Genomic DNA, 23,685 nt, shown 5'->3' with positions numbered 1-23,685 from the left:
ATCCTCGGATCGCCCAGAAGGCCAGGTTCAAGCCCGGGAACTGCCCGGCGATATGGAAGGCAAAACCGCCGGAGTTGTCCCTCTTCAAAAGCCCCCGGGCCGCTCGTCAAAACACCACCACGCTCACCTGCACCGCCAACGACCTGGACGCTTCCCTCACCACCCTGCGCATCACCCCCACCCTGATCACCGGTTTCATTTCCCCCCACCTCGACATCGACGCCATCGCCGTCAAGCTCAAACGCCGCTTCCCCCAGTCCACCATCAGCCTCTGCACCACCTCCGGCGAGCTCTGCAACGCACCCAATTCGCTGTATTGCGCCACGGGCGAGCGTTGGGACCGGATCGTCTTGCAGCTGTTCGACGACAGTGTGATCGCCTCCGCCGAAGTCGTGATGGTGCCGCTGGAATGCGAGGACATCCGCAGTGGCGGCAAGCGCATGGGCATGCAGGAGCGCATTGCCAAGTTGGTGAGCAATATCAAGCGGGTGCAGGTGCGGACCGCGATTGATCATCGCGATACGTTGGCGTATGTGGTGTTCGATGGGTTGTCGGCGTCGGAGTCGTTTTTTATGGAGGCGCTGTATGAGTCGGGCCGCTTTCCTTGCCTGTTTGTGGGGGGGTCGGCCGGGGGTAAATCGGATTTCAAGAAGACACTGATTCATGACGGCCAGCGCAGTTATCAGCACCATGCTCAGATTGTGTTCCTGAAGACGGCGGCGCAGGTGCGGTTTGGGGTGTTCAAGAGCCAGAACTTCAAGCCGGCGGATTTGACCTTCAGTGTGCTGACGGCTTCGGTGGAGGACCGCACAATTGATCAGGTGATCGACAGCGCCGGCAATATCAAGAGCATGGTGCAGGCGCTGTGTGATGCGTTCAGTTGTGCGCCCCAGGCGCTGGAGTCGAAGCTGGCGGATTATTCGTTCGCGATCCGGGTGGGCAGTGAGTTGTTCGTGCGGTCCATTGCGCGCATCGACTTTGAGCAGCAGATCGTGCAGTTGTTTTGCGACGTGGCGCCGGGCGAGGAGTTGGTGATGGTGCGGCGCACACCGTTGCGTGAGGCGACGCGGTTGGACTACGAGCAATTTTTGCGTGGCAAGGGCGGTGTGCCGGTGGCGGGTATTTTGAATGACTGCATTTTGCGTCGGCTCAACAACGCCGCCGAGCTGGGCAGCATGGCCGGGACGTTTGGCGATGTGCCGCTGGCGGGGTTCTCGACCTTTGGGGAGATTCTGGGGTTGAACCTGAACCAGACGCTGACGGCGATTTTCTTTTTTCGGGTCGCCAAGGGTGCCAGTTTCAGTGATGAGTACGTGGATAATTTCATCGCGCACTATGGCGAGTTCAAGGCGTTTTTCCTACGTCGCCAGGTGAAGAAGCTGGCGGGGTTGAACCATGTGGTGGTCAAGCAGATTGCCGCATTCAAGAACAACGACTTCACCAACACCCTGAATACCCGTGGGCTGGACCGCAATATCCTGCCGGTGTTCGAAGGCCTGGCGGACTTGGGCCTGGTGCTGGCACATGCCGAGCGTCAGCAGGAGGACATCGCTGCGCAGCTCAAGCATTACTCCGGTGAGCTGCATGCGTCGATGGACGACCTGGTGGGCACTATTGATCGGCAAAACAGCGTGTCGGCCCAGGCAGGGGCGACGGTGGAGGGGCTGTCCAGCCAGGCGGATGTTGCCGTTGAAGGCGCGCGGACGCTGGCCGGTTCGAGTTTGCGTATCCAGTCGATTGTGCAGGTGATCCAGCAGATCGCCGGGCAGACCAACCTGCTGGCGCTCAACGCCGCCATCGAAGCGGCGCGCGCGGGTGACCTGGGCCGGGGCTTTGCGGTGGTGGCCGATGAGGTGCGAAAACTGGCGGAGATCACGCGTAAGAATGCGGCGGAAATCGGTGTGGATATCGACCTGCTGTCGAGTGAGATCCAGCGCGTTGCGCAGCAGATTGAAGATCAGTCCACCGGGGTCGGCGCACTGCGCGAGATGCTCGATGCACTGGAGGCCTCCAGCCGCGCCACGGAAGGCACGGCGCAACGCACCAAAACCATTGCGGATACGTTGACCGGGCTGACCCACGCGTAGGCAAGGCAACGGTTCACATCAAGAGGCGGCGCGCACACCTTTCGCTGGCGCGCCGCCACCCTTGACCTTCCTCCTCACCGCCCTCTTCAACCCCGCTTCGGCAGCTTCCAATTTGGCCGCACAAAGTGGCACGTATACCCATTAGGAATCCGCTCCAGATAATCCTGATGCTCCGGCTCCGCTTCCCAAAACGGTCCGGCCGGCTCGATCTCTGTCACCACCCGACCCGGCCACAACTTGGATGCATCGACATCCGCAGCCGTATCTTCAGCGATATCCCGCTGCTGCTCACTCAGGTAATAAATCGCCGAGCGATAACTGGGCCCAAGGTCATTGCCCTGTCGGTTAGCCGTGCTCGGGTCATGGATCTGGAAAAAGAATTCAAGAAGCTGCCGGTAACTGATCACCGCCGGGTCAAACACGATCTCAATCGCTTCGGCATGGTTGCCATGGTTGCGGTAGGTGGCGTTCGGCACATCGCCGCCGGTGTAGCCAACCCGCGTGTACAGCACGCCGGGGTAGCGGCGCAAAAGGTCTTGCATGCCCCAGAAGCAACCGCCGGCAAGAATGGCGGTTTCGGTTTGGTTGGTCATGGTCGGCATTTCCCCTGAATGGATACAGGGTAGTTATGGGGCTGTGTTGGCCAATACCAAGGGCGGGTTGGGGGGATACCCGGACGAACGGTTTCAGGTAATGATGCACGCCCCGAATCAAGGACGATAACAAAAATGAAAACTGCTTTTCGCGCCCTGTTCCTGCTCTGCCTGGCCACGCCTGCCTTCGCCGACGAACGCTCCGTCGGTTTCACAACCACCACGCTGCCCGCCGCGCAAACCAACCGCGCGCTTGAAATGGTGGTCTGGTACCCCGCCGCCACCACTGTTCAACCCCAGCTGATCGCCGACAACGCGGTCTTCATCGGCGCCCTTGCCGTGCCTGACGCACCACCGGCCAGCGGCGACCATCCGCTGGTCGTGCTCTCCCACGGTTACGGCGGCAATTGGGGCAAACAGGTGTGGCTGGCCAGTGCTTTGGCGCACAAGGGTTACATCGTGGCGGCGGTCAACCACCCCGGCACCACTACCCAGGACCGCAGCCCGCAAAACGCCGCGCAGTTATGGCAACGCCCGGCCGACCTGAGCCGTGCTATCGACGCGGTCCTGGCCCAGCCGAAGCAATTTGGCGCGGTGGCGAAAAACCAGATTGCCGCCGTGGGCCACTCCCTCGGCGGCTGGACCGTGCTGGAAATCGCCGGGGCGCGCTTCGACCCCGACCTGTTCAGTCGCGACTGCGCCGTCCACCCCAAGCTGGGCGGTTGCATTGGCTACCGGGAGATGAACCCCGCCGGCACACCAGACGGGAAGGCCCAACTGGCGGCGGATTTGCGCGACAAGCGCGTTACCGCCATCGTGTCATTGGACCTGGGCCTGTCGCGCGGTATGACCGACGCCAGCCTGGCCGCACTGCAAGTGCCGACATTGGTGATTGCTGGGGGCGTGCCAACCGAGGATATGGACTTCAATCTGGAGTCCGCCGACTTGGCCAAGCGGCTGCCAGAGGCGTCGACGCAGTACGTGAAGATCGACGATGCCACTCACTTCAGTTTCATGCCGATCTGCAAGCCAGGTGGCATGGCCTTGGTTGAAGAGAGTTCGCCAGGCGATGGCATGATCTGCCGGGATGGTGAGGGCGCTCGGCCGCGAGCGGTGATCCAGCAGCAGGTGATCGCGCTGATCAGCGAATTTTTGCAGCGCACGGCTCACCCCTAAGAGCAACGCCAACAGTCGGAAAAGGCTTTATCAAGCGCCTTATGCTGAAAAGCGCGCAGGGGAACAGCCCGCTTTTTTAAACTGGTATCATCGAGGCCTTTCAAAGGTTGGTAAAAGACATGAATCGCCAGAAAAAACTCCAGCAGCTCTTCAAGGCCAAAGCCAAAAAAGCCAGCGCCAAATTGGCGCCGAAGAAAAAAGATACGTACGTCAGCAAGGCGGACCGGGAAAAGCTGGCGGCTGAAGCCGCTCAGGCGCCAGACATTTCCCCGCAGAGCTGACTCAGCAACCGCTCAACGCGACCTGCGGCCGCTCGCCGGCAAAGAAAAACGGCCGTAACCGCACGCCCACACCATTGCCGATAAACGCCGCCACCAGCCACACCCAACCATGCAGGCTGCCCGAGGCGATGCCGCTGAAGTACGCGCCGATGTTGCAGCCGTAGGCCAGACGCGAGCCATAGCCGAGCAACAGGCCGCCGATCACCGCCGCCACCAGCGAGCGCGCCGGGATGTTCAGGCTGGGGGCGAAACGCCCGGCCAGGCCTGCGGCCAACAACGCGCCGAGGACAATGCCGATGTCCATGACGCTGGTGATGTCTTCCCATACCGGCGCGGCGAGGGCCTTGGCATTGCCCGGCATTTGCCAGAACGCCCAGCTGGCCACGTCCACACCCAGACCGCTTGCCACCTTGGCGCCCCACAAGGCGAACGCAGAAGTAATACCCCATGGCCGCCCCGCCAATGCCAGGGTGGCGTAGTTGAGCAGGGCCAGGCCGATGGCGCCCCACACCAGTGGCCATGGCCCACGCAGGAAGCGGCGCACGCCTTGGTGCTCGCTTTTTACGCCCTCTTCCAGCTGACCATGACGGCCCTTCTCCAGGCGCACGGTGATAACCGCAATGAGCGCAAACACAGTCAGGCTCAAGCCCAGCGCCGGCAGCACACCGAAGCTCTTGACGATGGACACCGCCGGGAACGCAGGCAGCGCAAACCACCAGTCAACGTGGTGTGTGGCAATCAACGAACCACAGATGAAGAACAACAACGTCACCAGCATGCGCGCATTACCGCCGCCCACGGTGAACAACGTGCCCGACGCACAACCGCCGCCCAGCTGCATGCCGATCCCGAAGATAAACGCCCCGAACACCACCGACACCCCGGCCGGCGCCACCAGCCCGACCACCGGCTGGCCGAACAAGCTGCCCGCCCCCAACGCGGGGAAGAACAGCAGCACCGCCACCGCCAGCATCACCATCTGCGCACGCAAGCCGGCGCCACGGCGATCATTGATAAACACACGCCAGGCCGAGGTAAAACCGAAGGCCGCATGGTAAAGGGTCAAGCCCAGTGCAGCGCCGACCACCAGTAACAGCACCTGGCGTGAGCCGACACTGTTTTGCAGGAACAGGGCGCCCAGCACCAGGATGATAAAGGCCACCAGCGGCGCGACAGGCTTGCGCGCAGGGGTGAAAGGGAGAGAGGTGCTCATGGGGTATCCCGGGTTGATTGAATGGGTTGATTGCGAGGGGGCGAGTATAACGCCGTGGGGGGATATTCAGTGTGGGAGCTGTCGAGCTTCAGCGAGGCTGCGATGGCGGTGGGTCAGGCAAAGAAAATGCCAGCAATACCGCCGCCTTCGTAGCCTCGCTGGGGCTCGACAACTCCCACATTGATCTTCACTGTGGCGGTGAACTGCGCCTGCCGCGTCATACACCCAGGCGCTGTTTAGATCATCTCGCCTTGAGGAGTAAAAATACCGCCATGAGTTTCCTCGGCACCTTCCGCTCGCTGCGCAGCCCCAACTACCGCATCTGGGCCGCGGGTGCGTTGGTGTCCAATATCGGCACTTGGATGCAACGCACCGCCCAGGACTGGCTGGTACTCACTCAGCTCACCCCGCACAACGCCGCCGCTGTCGGCATCGTCATGTCGTTGCAGTTCGGGCCGCAGTTGCTGCTGTTGCCGTGGACCGGGTTTGCCGCCGACCACTATGACCAGCGCAAGCTGCTGATCGTCACCCAGGCGGTCATGGGCTTGCTGGCGCTGACGCTGGGGGTGTTCACCATCACCGGGTTTGTCGAGCTGTGGCACGTGTATGTGTTCGCGTTCCTGTCCGGCTGCGCGTCGGCGTTCGATGCGCCGGTGCGGCAGATTTTCGTCGCGGAGCTGGTGGCCGAGAAGGACTTGTCCAACGCCATCGCGCTCAATTCCACCTCGTTCAATATGGCGCGCATGATCGGCCCGGCGGTGGCCGGCCTGACCATCGCGTCGGTGGGCACCGGCTGGGCATTCCTGCTCAACGGCAGCAGTTTTTTTGCGGTGCTGGCGTCGTTGTTTTTCCTGCGGGTGTCGGGGCAGCACGCCAAGGTTCGCGCCCTGCGCACCAAGGGCAGCCTCACCGAGGGCTTGCGCTATGTGTGGGCGCGGCCGGACTTGAAGGCGATCCTGCTGATGCTGTTTCTGATCGGCACCTTCGGCATGAACTTTCCGATTTTCATCTCGACCATGGCGGTCCGCGTGTTCGATACCGATGCGCGCGGCTATGGCCTGTTGTCTTCGACGTTGGCCATCGGCACCATCGCCGGCGCCTTGATCGCGGCTGGCCGTGAACGGCCGCAGTTCAGGTCACTGCTCAACGGCGCGGCGATCTTCGGGATCGGCTGCACGTTGGCGGCCCTCGCGCCGAACTACTGGCTGTTTGCCGTGGCGCTGGTGATCATCGGCGTGGGCGCCATGACCTTCAGCAACACCACCAACAGCCTGATGCAACTCACCACCGAGCCGGCCATGCGCGGCCGGGTGATCGCCCTGCGTGTCGGCGTGGCCCTGGGCGGCACGCCGATCGGCGCGCCTATCGTCGGCTGGGTGGCCGACCACCTCGGGCCGCGCTGGGCGCTGGGGGTCGGCGCCGTGTCGGGCATCCTGGCGGTGGGTGTGGCGCTCTATACCCTCAAGCGCCAGATGGATCGGCCCGCGTCGATCACGTCCGCCCCACCGACCCGGAAACCGGAAGATTCCCCAACAACTTGAGCCCGGTGCTCTTCACGAAGGTGTCGTAGTCCATCGGCTTCTGGATGCGCGTCTCAGCATTGGGCAGCACATACGCCCAGGCGCGCCGGGACGAGGCGTCGTACACCAGCTTGAACAGGCGCGTCGGCACCCAGACCTTGTTTTTACCGATGGTGCTGTAGCCGGCGTCGAACAGCGGGCCGGTAAACACGTACACATCGCCGCCGGAGCGCTGGGCAAACTTGCGCACGTCGGCCTCGACCTTGCTCCAGATCTTGCGGTTGTTGGTGGGGTCTTGCGGCACCATGTTCGACAGCGCGAAGGATTGAGCCATGGCATGGGCGTTGGGTGCATCGGCGGCCGGGGCCTGGTGGCCACGGTCCACGGCCGGGTGCTGGCTGCGGTAGTCGCTCAGCTCGGCGCGCCCGGCCTTGGGGATGCGTGGGTCGGGGTAGAACTGGTTGGTGCGCTCCTCGCCTTTGGCGTCTTTCAACTGCGCGGCATTCAGGCGTTCAACCACCACCAGCGGGGTCTTGCTGGTTTGCGAGTACAGCACCGCGAAGGTGTCGGAGCACAGGGCCAAGGGCTTCATCGACGCCGGGACGGTGGCCATGTTGATCGGGGTGGTGGCGGGAAAAAGTTGGGCGCAACCGTCAAACGAACTGCGTTGCTGCGTGGGGGTGTAGGGATTGGCCAGGCTGCGTGCGTCTACAGCGGTGGAGAGTAAAACGAGGGCCGACAGCCCGACTGCAATCTTGCGTAGGTACATGCGTTAGATCTTATGGTGAGGGTAAACGGACGAGCGCGAATGTTCGTGCGGGGCGTATGGACCCTGATATGCCGGTTTGGTGCCGCAAGGCTCACGGATAAGGTTGAACCTCTCCTACACGCCAGGGCTCAGAACCCTACATCCTAGGGAGAATTGTATGACCCAGACCGCACTCGTCGTGGGCGCCAGCGGCATCGTTGGCAGCGCCACCACCCAGTTACTGCTCGATAACCAGTGGCAGGTTGCCGCGCTGTCCCGTAGCCCGTCCCAGATACCCGGCGTGATCCCGGTAGCCGCCGACTTGCAAGACCCGGCCTCAGTACAGCAGGCACTGGCCGAGTTGAAACCCACCCATGTGTTCATCACCACCTGGTCGCGCCAGGCCACGGAAGCCGAGAACATCCGCGTCAACGCCGCCATGGTGCGCAACGTGCTGGACGCCGTGCGCCCCGCCGGCACGGTGCAGCATGTGGCCCTGGTGACCGGTTTGAAGCACTACCTCGGCCCGTTCGAAAACTATGGCAAGGGCAGCCTGCCGCAGACCCCGTTCCGCGAAGAACAAGGCCGCTTGGACGTGGAGAATTTCTACTACGCCCAAGAGGACGAAGTGTTCGCTGCGGCCGAGAAAGACGGCTTCACCTGGAGCGTGCACCGCCCGCACACCGTCACGGGCGTGGCCGTGGGCAATGCGATGAACATGGCGACCACCCTCGCCGTCTACGCCAGCGTGTGCAAACACACCGGGCGCCCGTTTGTGTTCCCAGGTTCGCGTGTGCAGTGGGACAGCCTCACCGACATGACCGATGCCCGGCAACTGGCCCAACAACAGCTATGGGCAGCGACCACACCGGCGGCGGCGAACCAGGCGTTCAACATCACCAATGGCGATGTGTTTCGCTGGCAATGGATGTGGGGGCAAATCGCCGATTACTTCGGCCTCACCCCGGCAGACTTCCCCGCCCAGCCCTGCCCGCTTGAGCAGCAGATGGCCGATGACCAGTCCGCCTGGAGCCAGATGGTTGCGCAGCATGGGTTGAAAGAAGCCGACATCAGCCGGCTCGTCTCGCCGTGGCACACCGATGCCGACCTGGGGCGGCCGATCGAGGTGGTCACGGACATGTCCAAGAGCCGCCAGCTGGGGTTCACCGCTTACCAGGCCAGCGACCAGGCGTTTTTCGCGGTGTTCGATCAGTTGCGCACCGCGCGGTTGATCCCTTAGCTCGACAGGGGCAGCCTCACCACAAACTCGCTGCCCTTGCCATGCCCCTCACTCTTGCCCGTCACCGTGCCGCCATGGGCTTCGACCAGTTCGCGCACCACGGTCAAACCAATGCCCAGGCCGGCACTGTTGAAACCGATGGCGTGGGCGTCTTGCACATAAGGATCAAAAATGAACGGCAAGGCCTTGGCGGTTACGCCAATGCCGTTGTCGGCAATGCTGATCTTCAGCTGTCCGGCCTCCGCGGTCACCACCATCGCAATGGTGCCGCCCGCCTGGGTGTACTTGGCCGCGTTGCCCAGCAGGTTGTGCAGGATCTGCGCAAGTCGCACGGGGTCGCCGTCCACGGTCAGGACGGCGTCGGGCAGCGCCACGTCGAATTGCTGTTTGCGGGAGATCATCACCGGGCTGCAGGCGTCGACGGCAGCATTCAGGATGCGCAGCATGTCCACCTCACGGCGGTGGATGCGCAGTTTGCCGGTGCTGGCGCGTGAGACATCCAACAGGTCGTCGACCAATTGGGAAATATGCTGCACCTGGCCTTCGATCAACTCGCGCATGCGCGGCAGTTGGTCGCTGGGCAGCCGCACCATGCGCTCGGCAATCAGGCTGATCGGCGTCAGCGGGCTGCGCAGCTCGTGGGCGACCATCGCCAGGATGCTTTTTTGCTGGCCCAAAGCCTGCTCCGCCGTGGCCTGCAGGTCCTGGGCGCTGAGTGCGGCGATCACCAACTGCGCGTTCGCTTCGCGCAGCGCCTGAAACAGCGGCTGATCCTCGACCTGGGGGGCCGCAACCGCGTCGGATTGCGCCAGGAGTATCGCCAACACTAACTGCTGGTTGGCCTCGATCAGTTGCTCGACGTGCTGGGAATCCTCCAAACGGCTGTTGGCGTCGTCCAGCTGTTGCTGCAGCGCGGCCAATACCGCGCGGGCTTCAACGGTTTTCTGGCCGAGCAGGAAGAGTTCGTGGGCAGCATTGGCCACCTTACGCTCCTCCTCTCCGGGCGTATTACTCATGGGTCAGCTCAAACATCAGGGTCTCCTGTGCGCCGGGTGGTCGGGCGTCCACCGAGCAGCCCCTCCTGGTCAACGAGCATCTCGCCGATCTGCAGGCCATCGTCATTGATGTGGTATTGGCGCAGCTCGTCGCAGTGGGCGCTGGCGCGCACTTTGACCACGGCCATGATGCGCAACAGGCGGCTGCGCACTTCGATGTAGCGCTGCACGATGATCGCGTCGGTGAGGAACGCCGTGCCGTAGGGGCTGAAGCGCAGGTCGGTGTAGCGGTCTTCCAGCTCCGACGTCATCAACACACTGACCCCGGCGCGGGTCAACGCGGTGACCATGCGCGACAACGACTCGCGGAAGTCGGCGCGAAAGGTCGGCGCCAAAGCCAACTCAAAGCCCGACAGTGAATCGATGACTACCCGCGTGGCGCTCAGGCGGCTGATTTCGCTGAGCAGCAGTTGGACGATCTCATCAATCGACAGGTCCGGCGCCCGGCTGTCCACCAGGCCAACCTTGCCGCTGAGGATCAAGTCAGCGAGCGTGCCGTTTTGCGAGTGATTGGGGCGTTGCTCGAACACCGCGATAACCCCGGTTTCGCCATTGCGTGCGCCCTCGGCCAGGAAGGTTGCCGCGAGAATGCTTTTGCCCGACCCCGAAGGCCCCGCCACCAGCAGCGAGTAACCACGGGGTAGGCCGCCGCCGAGCATCTCGTCGAGGCGTGGCACGCCCATTTTCAGGCGTTGCACCGGCAGCGTCATCGGCGTCTCGACCGGGTTGAGCGGGGCCGGTGCGAACACCTTAATGCCCGAACTGGCGATCCGGAACGTGTGCAGCCCCGGCAAGGTCGGCTGGCCGCGCATCTTCATGATTTCCATCTTGCGCACCATCGAATTGCGCTCGACGCTCTGGCGCAACCAGATCAGCCCATCGGCCACGGTGAAAATCGGGTTGGTGTCGGTTTCGGTGAAATACTCGCCGATCAGGAAGGTGGTCGCCTGCCAGGTGGTCATCAACATGCCCAGTTGCTGAACGAACTGCGGCAGGTTGTTGTTGGGGTTGTGCTGGGTCTGGCTGGCCAGCACCACCGAACGGAAGGAGTCGACAAACACCAGCGACGGTGAATGCGCCTCGACTTCGCTGACGATGCGCCGCAGCACTTCATCCAAATCACCGGCCAGGGTGTCGTCGACCAGGTTGATGTAGCGGATCGACTGGTTGATCGCCTCGTTGTCGAAAAAGTCGAACTGCTGCTGATAACGCAGCATCTTCAGCGGCGGCTCGCCCAGCACGGTGAAAAACAGCGCAGGGCGTTCAGGTGTCGCCAAGGCGAACATCATCTGATGCGCCAAGGTGGTCTTGCCGCAGCCAGGCGGGCCGGCGATCAGGTTGAACGAAAACTCCGGCAAACCTCCGCCCAGCACCTCGTCCAGACCTGGCACACCGGTAGCCAGGCGGTTGATAGTTACTTTGGTGCTCATGGCGAATTTTCCTGCGAAGGGGTGTCGCTCAAAGAAGGTGCCCATACGTCGCGCAGTAAACGCGCGGTCAGCGAGGGCCCGATCAGCGTGGTGAGCAAGGCGTAAAAGGTGGTCAACAGCTCTTCACCGAAAAACAGCGCATCGGCTTCGCTCTGCTCGAGCAATAGGGCTTTGAGTTCGGCCCGATCCGGCGCGGCCTGCACGCGGTCATGCACACCGGCCAGTCGCGCATGCTTCGAGGCGCTGAGGTGCAGGCTGCGACGCAACAGCGCGACACAGCCTTGCTGCCCGATAATGGGGGTGAGTGCTGCGTCCATGTCCTGCAATATCGACATGATCGCCTGGGCGATGCCTGCAATATCAGCGGTGGGACCAACACGGTGCGCCAGAGAAGCTACGATCTGGCGGCTCTCTTCGCTTTGTGTGGACATGAAGGACTAATATCCGATGAATTGAGACCCAGCGTACACCCTATGGCGCTCGACCGAAGGTTTAATGGGCCACTATTGCCTCACCGGCCCGTCGGCCGGGCTTGAAACCATGGGCGCTGGCACCCCAGGCAATCGCCAGGGACACGCCCACCAACACCAGCATCGCCCACGGAAACGACGCCACGCCCCAGGTACCCAGCAATACCCCGCCGACCACGCCGCTGCCGGCAATGGCGCTGTTCCAGGCCACCACGTTCAGCGACAGCGCCACATCCGCGCCATCCCCCGCAGCATCGGCCAGCGCGGTTTGCAGCAAGGTTGCCGCGCCGCCAAAACTCAGGCCCCAGACCGCCACACCGAGGTAGACCACTTCAGGCACGCCACCGAAAAAGCCCAACACCAGCGAGACGCCCCCAAACACCGCCAGGCTGGCCAGGACCGTGTTGCGCAAGAGCGGCTCCACCAACCTGGCCGCGATCCAGATCCCCGCCAACGCGGCCACCCCGAACACCAACAGCACCAGGTCGACCCGCTCCGCCAAGCCGGCAGGCGCCACGAACGGTGCAATGTAGGTGTACAGAATGTTGTGCGCCAGCATCCACGTGATGACCACCGCGAGCACCGGCCGTACGCCCGGCGTCGTCAGCACCTTGCCCAACGACACGCGTTGATGCGCAGGCTGGGGCGCGTAGTCCGGAACTTTCACCAGCACCCACGCAATCAGCACCAGGCTCACGGCCGACATCAGGCCGAAGGTCGTGCGCCACCCCACCAAGCCGCCCAGCCAGGTACCCAGCGGCACACCCAACGACAGCGCAATCGGCGTACCGACCATCGCCAACGCCAGCGCCCTGCCCTGTTGATGGGGCGCGACCATACGCCGGGCGTAACCGGCCAGCAGGCTCCAGGCCAACCCCGCCGCGACACCGGCAAAGAAGCGTGCCACCAGGGTCACGCCATAGTGGGACGACAGCGCCGTGATGGAGTTGAACAGCAAAAAGCCGACGATGGTCAGCAGCAGCACATTACGCCGGCGCCAGCCGCGGGTGGCGATGGTCATGGGGATCACCGCCAGCACCGAGCCCAAGGCATACGCGGTGACCATCTGCCCGGCCATGGACGGGGAAATCGCCAGGCCGTCGCTGATCAACGGCAAGAGGCCGGCGGGCAGGGTTTCGGTGACGATGCAGATAAAGCCGGTCATCGCCAGGGCGAGCAAGGCGCCGATGGGCAGACGGTCGGATGACGCCGATAAGGTCAATGAGGGGGTCACGGGAAACTCCTTGAGCGGGACTTAAATACTGATCGATACAGATGTTGCGGGCGTACGCCATGCGTTGTCAACGACTTATGTATCGACTAGTATTTATCTCGCTTTCCACCGGAGATCTCTCATGGCACAGATGGGCCGCCCACGCACCTTCGACCGTGAACACGCCGTGGAACAGGCCATGCACCTGTTCTGGCAGCACGGCTACGACGCCACGTCACTGGCCCAGCTCAAGGCCGGCCTGGGCGGCGGGATCTCCGCGCCGAGTTTCTACGCGGCCTTCGGTTCCAAAGAAGCGTTGTTCGACGAATGCGTGCAGCGCTACCTGGCGACCTACGCCCAAGTCACTGAATGCCTGTGGGACGAAAACCTGCCACCGCGCCGGGCCGTTGAAACCGCACTGCGCCAATCCGCGCGCATGCAGTGTGAAGACGGACACCCCAAGGGCTGCATGGTGGCGCTGGGCGTGATGAGCGCGCCGAGCCCGGAGAATGCGCGGGTGGCGGATGGGTTGACGCAGTCGCGGCTGCGTACGCGGGCGGGGATTGTGGCGTGTGTGGAACGGGCGATTCGCTTGGGGCAGTTGCCGCCCACGGTTAACCCGGCAGTGATGGCGTCGGTGTTTGATAGTTTCCTGCAGGGCGTTTCGATTCTGGCGCGCGATAACGTCCCGCACGCCACCCTCGACGCAGCGATCAGCCAACTCCTGATGACCTGGGATATTGCGGCCTCCCTGGCCACAGGCTCACGTGAGGCTGAACGCATGGATCTTGTCGACAATCTGCCGTGAAGCCCTACGGATCGCCGTCGTCGTGTTGCCTGCGATATGCGGTGTGAGTTGGGCAGTGCCGACGCCTGCTAGGGGCGAGTTGAAGCGGTCTTTTTCCAGCGCGAAGGTATCGATGGCGACCGCTTTGATGTGCCTGGGAAACGCGGTCATGAAGCTTGCCAACTGGGCTTCATCGACGATGCCGCCGCGAGCGGTGTTGATCAGCACCGACCCTTGGCGCATTTGCCTGAACTGGGCAAGCCCGAACAGGCCTCGGGTGAGCGGTGTCAGCGGGACGTGGATAGAGACCACGTCGGCCTCCCCCAGCACGTGCTCGAGGGTTGGTCGTCGCTCAAGCCCAAGGCTGCGCGCGGCCTGCTCGGTAAAACGTTCGGAACCGGTGGCGATGACCTTGATACCGAGCGATCCCGCTTTGCGTGCGACCTCTTGAGCAATGCTGCCCGTGCCGACCAACCCTAGCGTGAGTTCGCTGAATTCGAGGCTTGGCGCCAAGGTGCCCTTGGACCAGCGACCGCTGTGCGTTTCAGCGTTGTAGTGGTCCAGGTCTCTGGATAAAAACAACGCCTGGGCCACCACATAATCGGCGACCGCCGCCGCGTTGGCGCCCGGCGTGTTCAGCAAGGTCACACCACACCGCTGCGCCTCTAGCTGGTCGATATGGTTGAGGCCTGCACCGGCTTGGGCGATAGCGCGCAGCGGCGTGGGCAAGGCCGGTGATACGGCGGCGCGGATCAGTTCACCGTCCATGGGAATATTCAGGCGCGTCTTGAACACGCTGTACCCCCCGGCCTGAGTCACGGCATCGATGAACGCTTGCCTGTCGTGGCCGTTGATCTCGGTGTACCGCAGGCGCTCGCCATAGTGTTGGCGAATGCTGTGTTTATCCGCGAAATAATAGAGATTGAGGGTGACCACCAGGCCCAACTCAAGGAAGCGGTCAACTTCCTCAAATAACAATGGAGGGCCGGGTGCATCCAGTATCAGGGTGGTAAATGCCATGCGCTTGGACCTCTTGCTAGAGAGAGGAGCGGGTCGATGCATCGTCAAGAACGTTGAACTTACGCCATCACGCTACCGAGACACAGGCATACCCACCGGCCTGGCCACGCTCCACGTGCGCTAAAACAACAGGCGCGAAAAATTGCAGCACGCCTGCGCCATCCGCGCCACGTCCTGGTTCAAGCCAAATTGCCGATCCACCCGGTGCAGCGCCACATACTGAATAGTCGGCAATTCCGGCTGCGTGACCAACGCGCGCAACGCCCCTTGTTCGATCAGGTGGGACAGACACGCCTTGGGCAAATAGCTCACACCGATCCCCGACAACGCCAACCCCACCTGCACCAGCAGGTTATGGCTGGTGAGTGTGCGTGGCATCTGCACGTTGTGCGCGGCCAGCCAGCGCTCGTAGATCAAGCCGGTGCCCGACTGTGAACCCTGGGTCAACACCGTGTAGTTGGCCAGGGTTTCAAGGCTGACAGGGTCTGCGTCAGGGATAAGACCCGGCGAACAGATCCAGGCGTTTTCCACGCATTGCAGCGCGGTGCTGTGGAAACGCGGATCGCTGTACACGTCGGGCACGATCACCAGGTCCAGTTGGTCGCTTTCCAGTTTGCGGAACAGCTCGCTGCTGAGCTCCACCGACGGCTCGATTTGCACCTTGGGGTAGGCCTGGCGCAGCGCTTCCACCAACGCCGGTAACCAGGTGAGCGCGGTGAGTTCAGTGACGCCCAGGCGAAACCTGCGCACCAGCACCTCACGGGCGCTGACCCGTTCCAGCAATTGGTCGCGGCTGTTGAGCAAGTCACGGGCGTAGTCGAGCAGCTCGCCGCCCTTTTCCGTCAGCCGGGCATTGCGCTTGCTGCGGTCGAAAATCTCGACGTCGAAGGTGTCTTCCAGCTCCTGGATACGCTTGGAGATGGCCGACTGCGACATGTTCAGCTTGTTGGCCGCCGCTTCGAAGCTGCCCAGTTCAGCGATCCAGTACAGCGCGTCCATTTGCTTGAAGGTGATCATGGTGGACCACTCATGAAAAAAAGCGATGCTAACACATCATAAAATATCGCTAAAACTCTCCGATCATCACTCCTAAGATCTGGCCATAGCCCGTTGCTATCCAACGATTCTGGAGATTTGCCATGTCCTTGCCCGGTTCACGCATCCTTCCCAACGCCCCCATGGCCTCGGCCGAATTGGTCGAGGCCTTCGCCCAGGTGGTCACCCCGCACGTCAGCGACAACCTCGGCCGGCACATCGGCGCCCGTGGCCTCACGCGCTACAACCGCACCGGCAAATTGGTCGGTACGGCAATCACGGTAAAAACCCGCCCCGGCGACAACCTGCTGATCTACAAAGCCTTGAGCCTGCTGCAACCCGGCCATGTGCTGGTGGTGGATGGCCAGGGCGATACCAACAACGCGGTGATCGGCGAGCTGGTCAAGCTCTACGCCCAGCAACGCGGCTGCGTGGGGTTTGTGATTGATGGGGCGATCCGCGATGTCGCCAGCTTCGAGGACACCCCGTGCTATGCCCGCGCCGTTGTGCACACCGGCCCGTACAAAACCGGCCCCGGCGAAGTGAACGTGCCGGTGTCGATCGGCGGTATGATCATCAACCCCGGCGACCTGCTGGTAGGCGATGAAGACGGCCTGGTCGCGTTCTCCCAGGCAGACGCCGCCGAAGTGCTGCGCCGCGCCGCGCAGCATGCCGAACATGAAGACGCCGTCAAAGCCGAGATCGCCAGCGGTGCCGTGCGCCAGAGCTGGATCGACAAGGTCCTGGACAATGCAGGGTTGGCGCCATGAAGCACTTTTTGTCTGACCGCGTCCTGGGCATCGCGCCCTCCCCCAGCATTGCCGCCAATGCGCTGGTGACCGAGTTGCGCGCCCAGGGCCGCGATATAGTCAACTTCACCGTAGGCGAGCCGGACTTCGACACCCCGGCGCATATCCTTGCAGCCGCCGGCCAGGCGATGCACAGCGGCGACACCCATTACACACCAACCACCGGCACCCTCGCCCTGCGCCAGGCCATCTGCCTCAAGCTGCAACGGGACAACGACCTGGCCTACGGGCTGGATGAAGTGGTGGCCGGTTGCGGCGGCAAGCACATCATCTATCACGCGCTGGCCGCCACGCTGAATCGGGGTGATGAAGTCATCGTGCACACGCCTTACTGGGTGTCGTACCCCGATATCGCACGGCTCAACGATGCAACGCCGGTGATTATTCCCGGCGACGAAAGCCTGGGGTTCAAGCTGTCGCCCGACGCCTTGGAACGGGCGATCACCCCGCGGACCAAATGGGTGATCCTCAACAGCCCGAACAACCCCAGCGGCGCGGTCTACAGTGAGGCCGACCTGCAGGCGCTGGCACAGGTGCTGCGGCGTCATCCTCACGTGCTGATCATGGCCGACGAAATCTACGAGCACTTCGTGTATGGCGAAGCCCGGCACGTGCCATTGACGCGCCTGGCGCCCGACCTCAAGCCGCGCACGCTGATCGTCAACGGTGCCTCCAAAGGCTACGCCATGACCGGCTGGCGCCTGGGTTTTGGTGCCGGCCCCACCTGGCTGATCGCGGCCATCGCCAAGCTGCTGTCGCAGACCACCACGTGCCCCAGCTCGTTGAGCCAGGCGGCTGCCGTGGCTGCGTTTGCCGGAGACCAGACGCCCATCGCCGCGATGCGCGAGGAATACCAGCAACGCCGCGCACACATGCTGGCCCTGCTGGCGGGCATCCCCGGCGTGAGCTGCACCCCGCCGGACGGCGCGTTCTACGTGTTCGCCAACGTCAGCGCACTGATGGGCAAGCTCACCCCACAAGGCGATCGCCTCGACAGCGACACCCAACTGGTGGACTACCTGCTGCGTGACTACGGCCTGGCCACCGTGAGCGGCGCAGCGTATGGCATGTCGCCCTATGTGCGCCTGTCCTTCGCAAGCTCGTTAGAAGTGATCGAAGAAGGGTGCCGTCGTCTCAAGGACGCTTGCCGCGACCTGCGCTGACGGTTTCCCGCTGCACCCGGCGACCCACGGACGGCCGCTGTTTTGACTGCCTAGAACAACAACTTAAAATCATTGATCTCAAATGAGGCATTCCTATGCACACGCCCCGTATCGCGCTGGTCTGGCAAATCATGATCGGCTTGCTCGCCGGCATCGCCCTGGGTGCCCTGCTGCACCGCTTTCCCGAATCCCGGCCGTGGCTGGTGGACAATCTCTTGCAACCGGCGGGCGACATCTTTATCAAGTTGATGAAGATGATCGTGGTGCCTATCGTATTCTCCTGCATGGTGGTGGGCATTGCGGGCCACGGTGACGGCAAATCCCTGGGCCGGATCGGGGCGCGCTCACTGGGGTATTTTTTCTGCATCACCACCTTGGCGATCATCGTCGGGCTGGTGCTGGGCAACCTGCTCAAGCCGGGCGCCGGCACGGAATTGTCCAGCCTGCACGCGGCGACTATCACCCTGCCCACCAGCAATGGTGGCGGCCACAGCCTGGGGCAAATCATCGTCGGCATCATCCCGGACAACGTGATCAACGCCATGGCCCAGGGCAGCCTGTTGTCGGTGCTGTTTTTTGCGGTGATGTTCGGGTTGGGTGTGGCGCGCTTGCCCGCCGAGCGCAAAGACCCAGTGATTGCCCTGCTACGGGGCGTCTCGGATGCGATGTTCAAGGTCACCTCGATGATCATGGCCTACTCGCCCATCGGCGTGTTCGGCATGATCGCGGTGACCGTGGCCAACTTCGGTTTCGGCTCACTGATGCCGCTGGCCAAGTTGATCATGGTCAGCTACGTGGCCATCGCCTTTTTTGTACTGGTGGTGCTGAACCTGGTGGCACGCCTGTGCGGCATCAACTTGTTCGCGCTGATGCGGCATATCAAGGATGAACTGGTATTGGCCTTCTCCACCGCCAGCTCGGCGGCGGTGATGCCGCAACTGATGAAGAAGCTCGAAACCTACGGCGTCCCGCCTTCACTGGTGAGCTTTGTGGTACCGGTGGGGTATTCGTTCAACCTCGACGGTGCCTCGCTGTTCCTCGGCATCGGCACCTTGTTCGTGGCGCAGTTGTACGGTATCGACCTGAGCTTTGGGGACCAGGCGCTGCTGGTGGTGACGATGGTGCTCACCTCGAAAGGCGCTGCGGGGGTGCCAGGGTTTATGTTCGTGATTCTGTCGGCGACCCTGGCCAGTGCCGGGTTGCCATTGGAAGGGATCGCGTTCATCGCGGGGGTGTATCGCTTGATGGAAATGCCGACGACCGCCCTGAACGTGTTGGGCAATGCGCTGGCGCCGTTGGTGATTGCCAAGTGGGAGAGCCGGGAGGCACGGGCTGCGCAGCAGCAAACAGCCCAAACACTCCCGGATTGTGGTGTGCAGAACAAGCCGTGATCCCTTCAGCTAAGGGAGAACACTGTGCCAGTGGCGAGGGAGCTTGCTCCGTTTGGGCACCGCGACATCGTGTATGAAGACCACGAATAAAGGCGCTCCAAAGAGCGCCTTTATTCATTTCAGTCACTGCTCGCTGATGGACTTCACATCCGCCTTCGCAGCACCACCAATCGCAATACGCTTAGGCTTGGCTTCCTCCGGTACGACCCTGAGCAGGTCAATGCTCAGCAAACCATTGGAAAGCTGCGCGCCCTGCACTTCAATGTGGTCGACCAGGCGGAACGACAGGCGAAACGCGCGCTGGGCGATGCCCTGGTGCAGGTAGGTGATGCCTTCATTGTGTTCGCGCTTGCCGCCGGCGACGGTCAGCACACCTTTTTCCACCTGGATATCCAGGTCATCCTCCACCAGGCCTGCGGCCGCGATGACGATTCGGTAGTGGTCATCGCCGTGCTTTTCGACGTTGTGAGGAGGATAGGTGGTACCGGCCTCGCTGCGAAGCGCCGATTCGAAAAGGTCATTGAATCGGTCAAAGCCGACGGAGTGGCGGAACAGTGGGGCCAACGAAAGAGTAGTAGCCATTGCAAAATCTCCTGAGTTTTCTCCAAGTGATTAAGTACGCGACCCGGATTCGGCATCGCGTAAAGCCTAAGTAGGTTCAGGCGGAAAAATTTCAAGCGGGGTCCGTAAAATTTTTTTATCCGGGGTCATGATCCCCTGAAGAAAGGCTGATGCACCGGCGCGCAAGGATCGTTGTGGGATCGACCAAAGCGACACTGTGAGCCCTATCTCAAACATTTCAGGTTGATGCGCATGGCTATCGAGGGCTATGGCATTGCCTGGTTGCCGCAGAGTGCGGTGGTGGATGAACTGGAGCGCGGCGTGCTGGTGCGCGCCGGGGGGTGATAATCACGCAAGACGTAGTGCTCGGACACTTCCCCCCTCCTCCTTACGCTAAGTTACGCAGGGCTGCTTCAAGCAGCCGCACTGCGTTCTGAGCCTCAGCGTTGGCGGTAAGCGTTGCGTTCGAAACATAGCCGCCGTTAGCAGCACCTTCTGCGTCCACCGCTGAAGCCGTCTGGACCGCCGTAGACCTGGCCTGAACCAGGTTTTGCTGCAACTCTCGTCTAAGAGTGGCTTGTTGTGTCACTCTCGGATCTTCCTTGCCGCCCTTCAAACCGACATCCCTCTGCCAGCCTCCATTCCCATCGGATATGACGAGCGTGGCGCTCTGCTTATAGACCCCCTTCTTGGTATCCAGAAGATAGAGCGAGTGCGATTGACGGGGGTTGGCAGAGTCCTTGAGGTAGTAGTTGGAAGCATCGCCCGTTAAGACGAAGGGCTTGTACACAGGTGTTTGTGATTCATTCAGTGATGGGACGGTAGGTGGGTGCGACGCCATTGGCGAAGTGGTGGGTTGCTCTCGCTGCAAAAAGGATAGAGGTGCGGAATAAGGCAATGCGGTGCTGGCTATCACGGTTGTTGGATTCCTGAACAATAAATGGGTGGTGACGGATGAATAACTGCTGGGATGACGTTTGCCAGCAGACAAGCCAGTGGTGGGTTGGCAGATAAGGCCAGTTCCACCGCATCCAAAATGGATCCATGACTTTATTTTTCAGGAGTCGGACAAACGCCCGCTTTACGGACTCAACGCTATGACATTGAGGATCGTTGTCTAAGGCAACGACTTGTGCGTTGGCCAGGGAGGGCCGGGTCAAATCCAAGGCAAAAAAAGCCTGCATCTCTGCAGGTTTCTCTTTATGTCGCTATATGGCTCCATGAGCTGGATTCGAACCAGGGAGCCAATGATTAACAGTCATTTGCTGGCTGTTAGGCGCACTGGGGCCACGAAAAACGTGGTGGAGAGATGGAATTGCTGCATAGCGTGGTTCGCATGAATGCGTCACGCCAGGAAAGTTAGTCGGGTTGGGATGGCTTGTCAAAGCTGGGCAAATTAATGATCTGTAAGAAAAGGAGACGGTCGTTGTCAGCTACCCGGAGACGAGGCGTCTCAGCGATCTACTTTCTCGACCTTATCTGTATGCACGTTTTTGCAGCCAAGAGCCTTTTCCTACTAGTTTGACCCAGGCCGTTATTACTTGGCATCGGCATAGCCATACTCTTTTGGAATGCTGTAAATGTCAGGAATTTTCGGCCAGTCTCCGGCCAGAAGTATCTTTTCAGCGTCATCCACTATCGCATCAAAAAATCTAGAAAGCCCGATCGCGCGAGACCTTATAAACAATAATGCCGCCTGAATAGTCTCTTGAGCATCGAATTCGTACGCTCGGGCAAGCAGACTGTCTCAACGCCTTTATGGGTACCTCACCCTAAAAACTTCTCTCCCTGCTGAAATGACACAACAAAATTTCTCCAACCTAGCAAAGCCTTTTCGAAGTCATCTAAACTAATTGTAACTGCAAACTCCTCATCATGAAGTGAGTAGACTTTAACCTCACTTATCGAAATATCAGCTGCCCAAGTTTCACGCACCCAATCAGTGAAAACTTTCTCGGCGTTTTTCACTGAAATTATTCTACTCAACCCCTCATCCAGCCAAGAAATAGTGCAACCCAAAGGTAGTCCTCCATCGTCAAGCAAAAGGCACGCAAGAAGATCAACGTCATTTGCCCCCCCCACATCCGTGCTACACCACGGAGTTGGATCACCCATTGACTCTTCCAAATAAAAGTTAATTTTCATTTTAGCCCTTACATTAATGGGTATACGGTAGTTTTAGGGCTCAAAAACTAATTGGGGTCAGACCCCATTTACCCGAAACGGACTGTGCCACAAATCTTTTATTGCCAACAAATTCGGCCCCCCTTTGCCGCGTTACAGCTTGAAACGCGAAACGACAGTACGCAATTCCCCTGCCAGCAGCGTGAGCTCCTCCGCAGTCACAGCGTTGTCCTCTATGCCCTCCATCAGCGCAACGCTACCGTTACGAATCTCGGTCACATTGCGATTGATATCCTCCGAAACGGCGTGCTGCTGAACCGCCGCGCTGGCTATCTGGGTGTTCATTCCTACGATTTGCTCAACGCCGTCATTGATTGCATCCAGGCTAGTCGACGCCTGATCAGCGGATTCGATGCATTCCTGCGCGCGCAGTTTGCCCGCTTTCATTTGCTCGACGGCGTCGCCTGTCGCCAGTTGCAGCTCTTGGATAATCCGGCGAATCTCTTCGGTTGAGTTTTGTGTGCGCGAGGCCAGAGTTCTGACCTCGTCGGCGACCACCGCGAATCCTCGACCCTGCTCACCGGCGCGGGCCGCCTCAATGGCCGCGTTCAACGCCAGTAGGTTGGTTTGATCAGCAATGTTGCGGATCACCTCAATCACGCCGCCGATCTGCTGGCTGTGTTGCGCGAGTGCCGAAACCTTTTGCGCACTGCGCTCTACCTCATCGGCCAAGGCTTCAATAGTCACGCGAGTTTCCTGCATCTTCGCCAGGCCGGTGTTTGAGGACTGGCTGGCGTGCCCAGCGGCGTGGGCGGCACCCTCGGTGTTTTGCGCCACGTCCGCAACGCTGGTGGTCATCTCGTTGATAGCCGTAGCGACTTGTTCGGTTTCGCTTTGCTGGGCGCTCATCGCGCGTTTAGCCCGGTCAATCGACAGCCCAATGCGCTCCGCCGCATCGGAGACCGATTGTGAACTGCGCTCGACCTGGGCAAGCGAGGAGCCAAAGCCTTGCACCATATGGTTAAGGCCGTTGCCCACGTCGGCCATTTCATCTTTGCCGCGCACTTGAACTCGTACGCTCAGGTCGCCCTGAGCAATGAGTTGGGTGGCAATCAAAACATCGTTGATCGTGCGACGCATGGCGCTGTAGATGCCGCTGAACACATACATCAGCAACAGGCCAAGAACGACAAACATACCTAAAATGAATAGTCGTTCCGACGTTTTTTCCTGAACTCGACGTTCAAGCGCATTCAACAGTGCGTCTTGCAGCGTGTCTTGCGCTTTGTACAACTCAGCCACCACCGCATTGCCCTTAGCCGGCAAGTTCTGCACGCCGCTGATGATGTCGCCTGGCGCGCCAATCAATACTTCGAGGTCGGCGCGGAAGCTGTCGAGGCTCGCAAAAGCACTGGTGATCGGCGCCTGAATACTATCGGTGAGGGCGGGTTCTCTGCGGCGCAAAAGTGCCAGGCTTTGCTGAAGTTCTTTATGGATGAGTAACTCATTTTTAAGCATCGACTTGATGACGCTGCGCTCACCCGCATTCAACGTTTGCCCGTCATGTAGCCCGCTGGCCAGCCCGCGCAATTGCCCGACGATATTGATTTGTCGTGGCAGCCTCAAGGTGCTCTGATCGATCATGAACAACGATGCGTAATCTTCATCCAGCACCATGCCCGACGTGGCCGATACGTAGTACACGAAGTTCAACGTCTCGGTGAGCTGATCGTTCCAGTCGTCGAAGATGGCACTCTGGTTGGCATCCG

At 61.1% G+C, this 23,685-nt stretch carries 22 protein-coding genes and 4 pseudogenes; 10 read left to right on the top strand and 16 right to left on the bottom strand.

The window, feature by feature from the left end; translation table 11 throughout:
* A pseudogene (locus tag AC3ZU9_RS26650) lies at positions 1–76 on the bottom strand (hypothetical protein); the annotation flags it as partial.
* On the opposite strand from AC3ZU9_RS26650, the gene AC3ZU9_RS26645 reads away from it, so the two are divergent.
* A complete protein-coding gene (locus tag AC3ZU9_RS26645; protein ID WP_490091567.1) occupies positions 75–2,087 on the top strand; it encodes a methyl-accepting chemotaxis protein in 2,013 nt (670 codons plus the stop codon). The pseudogene AC3ZU9_RS26650 and the gene AC3ZU9_RS26645 overlap by 2 nt on opposite strands.
* Before the next feature lie 86 nt (positions 2,088–2,173).
* Here the strand turns inward: AC3ZU9_RS26645 and msrA are convergent, their stop codons facing one another.
* Positions 2,174–2,680, bottom strand: a complete 507-nt coding sequence (gene msrA / locus AC3ZU9_RS26640; protein WP_102061924.1) for a peptide-methionine (S)-S-oxide reductase MsrA — start codon at positions 2,678–2,680, stop codon at positions 2,174–2,176.
* A gap of 135 nt (positions 2,681–2,815) precedes the next feature.
* On the opposite strand from msrA, the gene AC3ZU9_RS26635 reads away from it, so the two are divergent.
* Together AC3ZU9_RS26635 and AC3ZU9_RS26630 are read left to right on the top strand one after the other, a co-directional pair.
* The gene (locus AC3ZU9_RS26635; RefSeq protein WP_046036692.1) at positions 2,816–3,856 is read left to right on the top strand and encodes an alpha/beta hydrolase family protein; all 1,041 of its coding nucleotides are present in this window, start codon (positions 2,816–2,818) and stop codon (positions 3,854–3,856) included.
* A 119-nt stretch (positions 3,857–3,975) separates the two neighbouring features.
* Complete coding sequence (locus AC3ZU9_RS26630; RefSeq protein ID WP_080567208.1) at positions 3,976–4,137, top strand: DUF2986 domain-containing protein; 162 nt, start codon at positions 3,976–3,978, stop codon at positions 4,135–4,137.
* 1 nt (position 4,138) lies between these two features.
* On the opposite strand, the gene AC3ZU9_RS26625 is transcribed toward AC3ZU9_RS26630, so the two are convergent.
* Positions 4,139–5,350 (bottom strand): YeeE/YedE family protein, encoded by a 1,212-nt coding sequence (locus tag AC3ZU9_RS26625; RefSeq protein ID WP_046036693.1) that lies wholly within the window; start codon positions 5,348–5,350, stop codon positions 4,139–4,141.
* A 272-nt stretch (positions 5,351–5,622) separates the two neighbouring features.
* Between AC3ZU9_RS26625 and AC3ZU9_RS26620 the strand changes: the two genes are divergently transcribed.
* Positions 5,623–6,891 carry an MFS transporter gene (locus AC3ZU9_RS26620; RefSeq protein ID WP_015885057.1) on the top strand — a complete coding sequence of 423 codons (1,269 nt, stop codon included), beginning with the start codon at positions 5,623–5,625 and terminating at the stop codon, positions 6,889–6,891.
* On the opposite strand, the gene AC3ZU9_RS26615 is transcribed toward AC3ZU9_RS26620, so the two are convergent.
* Positions 6,842–7,639 (bottom strand): DNA/RNA non-specific endonuclease, encoded by a 798-nt coding sequence (locus AC3ZU9_RS26615; protein WP_154845898.1) that lies wholly within the window; start codon positions 7,637–7,639, stop codon positions 6,842–6,844. The two genes, AC3ZU9_RS26620 and AC3ZU9_RS26615, sit on opposite strands and share 50 nt — an antisense overlap.
* A gap of 157 nt (positions 7,640–7,796) precedes the next feature.
* Between AC3ZU9_RS26615 and AC3ZU9_RS26610 the strand changes: the two genes are divergently transcribed.
* A complete protein-coding gene (locus AC3ZU9_RS26610; protein WP_102061926.1) occupies positions 7,797–8,858 on the top strand; it encodes an SDR family oxidoreductase in 1,062 nt (353 codons plus the stop codon).
* Here the strand turns inward: AC3ZU9_RS26610 and AC3ZU9_RS26605 are convergent.
* The 4 genes from AC3ZU9_RS26605 to AC3ZU9_RS26590 form a co-directional block, all read right to left on the bottom strand.
* Positions 8,855–9,874 (bottom strand): sensor histidine kinase, encoded by a 1,020-nt coding sequence (locus AC3ZU9_RS26605; RefSeq protein ID WP_490091566.1) that lies wholly within the window; start codon positions 9,872–9,874, stop codon positions 8,855–8,857. The genes AC3ZU9_RS26610 and AC3ZU9_RS26605 overlap by 4 nt on opposite strands.
* A gap of 8 nt (positions 9,875–9,882) precedes the next feature.
* Complete coding sequence (locus tag AC3ZU9_RS26600; RefSeq protein ID WP_490091565.1) at positions 9,883–11,343, bottom strand: ATPase domain-containing protein; 1,461 nt, start codon at positions 11,341–11,343, stop codon at positions 9,883–9,885.
* Positions 11,340–11,774: a hypothetical protein gene (locus AC3ZU9_RS26595; RefSeq protein ID WP_064052793.1), complete on the bottom strand. Its 435-nt coding sequence runs from the start codon at positions 11,772–11,774 to the stop codon at positions 11,340–11,342. The genes AC3ZU9_RS26600 and AC3ZU9_RS26595 overlap by 4 nt, the downstream gene beginning before the upstream one ends.
* Positions 11,775–11,835: 61 nt before the next feature.
* Positions 11,836–13,047 carry an MFS transporter gene (locus AC3ZU9_RS26590; protein ID WP_122811207.1) on the bottom strand — a complete coding sequence of 404 codons (1,212 nt, stop codon included), beginning with the start codon at positions 13,045–13,047 and terminating at the stop codon, positions 11,836–11,838.
* Positions 13,048–13,168: 121 nt separating this feature from the next.
* Between AC3ZU9_RS26590 and AC3ZU9_RS26585 the strand changes: the two genes are divergently transcribed.
* A complete protein-coding gene (locus AC3ZU9_RS26585) occupies positions 13,169–13,834 on the top strand; it encodes a TetR/AcrR family transcriptional regulator (RefSeq protein WP_250948210.1) in 666 nt (221 codons plus the stop codon).
* On the opposite strand, the gene AC3ZU9_RS26580 is transcribed toward AC3ZU9_RS26585, so the two are convergent.
* Together AC3ZU9_RS26580 and AC3ZU9_RS26575 are read right to left on the bottom strand one after the other, a co-directional pair.
* Complete coding sequence (locus tag AC3ZU9_RS26580) at positions 13,790–14,833, bottom strand: NAD(P)-dependent oxidoreductase (protein WP_102061932.1); 1,044 nt, start codon at positions 14,831–14,833, stop codon at positions 13,790–13,792. The genes AC3ZU9_RS26585 and AC3ZU9_RS26580 overlap by 45 nt on opposite strands.
* Positions 14,834–14,953: 120 nt before the next feature.
* Entirely contained in the window at positions 14,954–15,850 is an 897-nt protein-coding gene (locus tag AC3ZU9_RS26575) for a LysR family transcriptional regulator (protein ID WP_102061933.1), read from the bottom strand.
* 122 nt (positions 15,851–15,972) lie between these two features.
* Here AC3ZU9_RS26575 and AC3ZU9_RS26570 point away from each other — a divergent pair, with 122 nt between their 5' ends.
* The 3 genes from AC3ZU9_RS26570 (at position 15,973) to AC3ZU9_RS26560 (ending at position 19,231) form a co-directional block, all read left to right on the top strand.
* A complete protein-coding gene (locus AC3ZU9_RS26570) occupies positions 15,973–16,638 on the top strand; it encodes an RraA family protein (RefSeq protein ID WP_122811209.1) in 666 nt (221 codons plus the stop codon).
* The gene (locus AC3ZU9_RS26565) at positions 16,635–17,840 is read left to right on the top strand and encodes a pyridoxal phosphate-dependent aminotransferase (RefSeq protein ID WP_490091564.1); all 1,206 of its coding nucleotides are present in this window, start codon (positions 16,635–16,637) and stop codon (positions 17,838–17,840) included. Before AC3ZU9_RS26570 ends, AC3ZU9_RS26565 begins: the two co-directional genes overlap by 4 nt.
* A 95-nt stretch (positions 17,841–17,935) precedes the next feature.
* The gene (locus tag AC3ZU9_RS26560) at positions 17,936–19,231 is read left to right on the top strand and encodes a cation:dicarboxylate symporter family transporter (RefSeq protein ID WP_015885069.1); all 1,296 of its coding nucleotides are present in this window, start codon (positions 17,936–17,938) and stop codon (positions 19,229–19,231) included.
* 123 nt (positions 19,232–19,354) lie between these two features.
* Here the strand turns inward: AC3ZU9_RS26560 and AC3ZU9_RS26555 are convergent, their stop codons facing one another.
* Positions 19,355–19,813: an Hsp20 family protein gene (locus AC3ZU9_RS26555; protein ID WP_015885070.1), complete on the bottom strand. Its 459-nt coding sequence runs from the start codon at positions 19,811–19,813 to the stop codon at positions 19,355–19,357.
* A 222-nt stretch (positions 19,814–20,035) separates the two neighbouring features.
* Here AC3ZU9_RS26555 and AC3ZU9_RS26550 point away from each other — a divergent pair.
* Positions 20,036–20,134, top strand: a pseudogene (locus tag AC3ZU9_RS26550) (LysR family transcriptional regulator); the annotation flags it as partial.
* Between the two features lie 46 nt (positions 20,135–20,180).
* On the opposite strand, the gene AC3ZU9_RS26545 reads toward AC3ZU9_RS26550, so the two are convergent.
* From AC3ZU9_RS26545 to AC3ZU9_RS26525, 5 genes and pseudogenes are all read right to left on the bottom strand, one after another.
* Entirely contained in the window at positions 20,181–20,582 is a 402-nt protein-coding gene (locus AC3ZU9_RS26545) for a hypothetical protein (RefSeq protein WP_122811211.1), read from the bottom strand.
* A 13-nt stretch (positions 20,583–20,595) separates the two neighbouring features.
* The gene (locus AC3ZU9_RS26540) at positions 20,596–20,976 is read right to left on the bottom strand and encodes a hypothetical protein (RefSeq protein ID WP_122811212.1); all 381 of its coding nucleotides are present in this window, start codon (positions 20,974–20,976) and stop codon (positions 20,596–20,598) included.
* A gap of 583 nt (positions 20,977–21,559) precedes the next feature.
* Positions 21,560–21,937 (bottom strand): hypothetical protein, encoded by a 378-nt coding sequence (locus AC3ZU9_RS26535; protein WP_224795907.1) that lies wholly within the window; start codon positions 21,935–21,937, stop codon positions 21,560–21,562.
* Between the two features lie 132 nt (positions 21,938–22,069).
* Positions 22,070–22,606 (bottom strand): annotated as a pseudogene (locus AC3ZU9_RS26530) (methyl-accepting chemotaxis protein); the annotation flags it as partial.
* A 330-nt stretch (positions 22,607–22,936) separates the two neighbouring features.
* Positions 22,937–23,056, bottom strand: a pseudogene (locus tag AC3ZU9_RS26525) (HAMP domain-containing protein); the annotation flags it as partial.
* Between the last annotated feature and the right edge of the window lie 629 nt (positions 23,057–23,685).

Source organism: Pseudomonas sp. A39, assembly GCF_058145955.1.
Note: the sequence above shows the minus strand (reverse complement) of the source record. Positions and strands in the feature narration are given on the sequence as shown.

Coding starts and splice junctions, on each gene's coding strand:
- msrA (WP_102061924.1), bottom strand. CDS start 2,680: ATGACCAACCAAACCGAAACCGCCATTCTTGCCGGCGGTTGCTTCTGG.
- AC3ZU9_RS26635 (WP_046036692.1), top strand. CDS start 2,816: ATGAAAACTGCTTTTCGCGCCCTGTTCCTGCTCTGCCTGGCCACGCCT.
- AC3ZU9_RS26630 (WP_080567208.1), top strand. CDS start 3,976: ATGAATCGCCAGAAAAAACTCCAGCAGCTCTTCAAGGCCAAAGCCAAA.
- AC3ZU9_RS26625 (WP_046036693.1), bottom strand. CDS start 5,350: ATGAGCACCTCTCTCCCTTTCACCCCTGCGCGCAAGCCTGTCGCGCCG.
- AC3ZU9_RS26620 (WP_015885057.1), top strand. CDS start 5,623: ATGAGTTTCCTCGGCACCTTCCGCTCGCTGCGCAGCCCCAACTACCGC.
- AC3ZU9_RS26615 (WP_154845898.1), bottom strand. CDS start 7,639: ATGTACCTACGCAAGATTGCAGTCGGGCTGTCGGCCCTCGTTTTACTC.
- AC3ZU9_RS26610 (WP_102061926.1), top strand. CDS start 7,797: ATGACCCAGACCGCACTCGTCGTGGGCGCCAGCGGCATCGTTGGCAGC.
- AC3ZU9_RS26605 (WP_490091566.1), bottom strand. CDS start 9,874: ATGAGTAATACGCCCGGAGAGGAGGAGCGTAAGGTGGCCAATGCTGCC.
- AC3ZU9_RS26600 (WP_490091565.1), bottom strand. CDS start 11,343: ATGAGCACCAAAGTAACTATCAACCGCCTGGCTACCGGTGTGCCAGGT.
- AC3ZU9_RS26595 (WP_064052793.1), bottom strand. CDS start 11,774: ATGTCCACACAAAGCGAAGAGAGCCGCCAGATCGTAGCTTCTCTGGCG.
- AC3ZU9_RS26585 (WP_250948210.1), top strand. CDS start 13,169: ATGGCACAGATGGGCCGCCCACGCACCTTCGACCGTGAACACGCCGTG.
- AC3ZU9_RS26580 (WP_102061932.1), bottom strand. CDS start 14,833: ATGGCATTTACCACCCTGATACTGGATGCACCCGGCCCTCCATTGTTA.
- AC3ZU9_RS26575 (WP_102061933.1), bottom strand. CDS start 15,850: ATGATCACCTTCAAGCAAATGGACGCGCTGTACTGGATCGCTGAACTG.
- AC3ZU9_RS26570 (WP_122811209.1), top strand. CDS start 15,973: ATGTCCTTGCCCGGTTCACGCATCCTTCCCAACGCCCCCATGGCCTCG.
- AC3ZU9_RS26565 (WP_490091564.1), top strand. CDS start 16,635: ATGAAGCACTTTTTGTCTGACCGCGTCCTGGGCATCGCGCCCTCCCCC.
- AC3ZU9_RS26560 (WP_015885069.1), top strand. CDS start 17,936: ATGCACACGCCCCGTATCGCGCTGGTCTGGCAAATCATGATCGGCTTG.
- AC3ZU9_RS26555 (WP_015885070.1), bottom strand. CDS start 19,813: ATGGCTACTACTCTTTCGTTGGCCCCACTGTTCCGCCACTCCGTCGGC.
- AC3ZU9_RS26540 (WP_122811212.1), bottom strand. CDS start 20,976: ATGCAGGCTTTTTTTGCCTTGGATTTGACCCGGCCCTCCCTGGCCAAC.
- AC3ZU9_RS26535 (WP_224795907.1), bottom strand. CDS start 21,937: ATGAAAATTAACTTTTATTTGGAAGAGTCAATGGGTGATCCAACTCCG.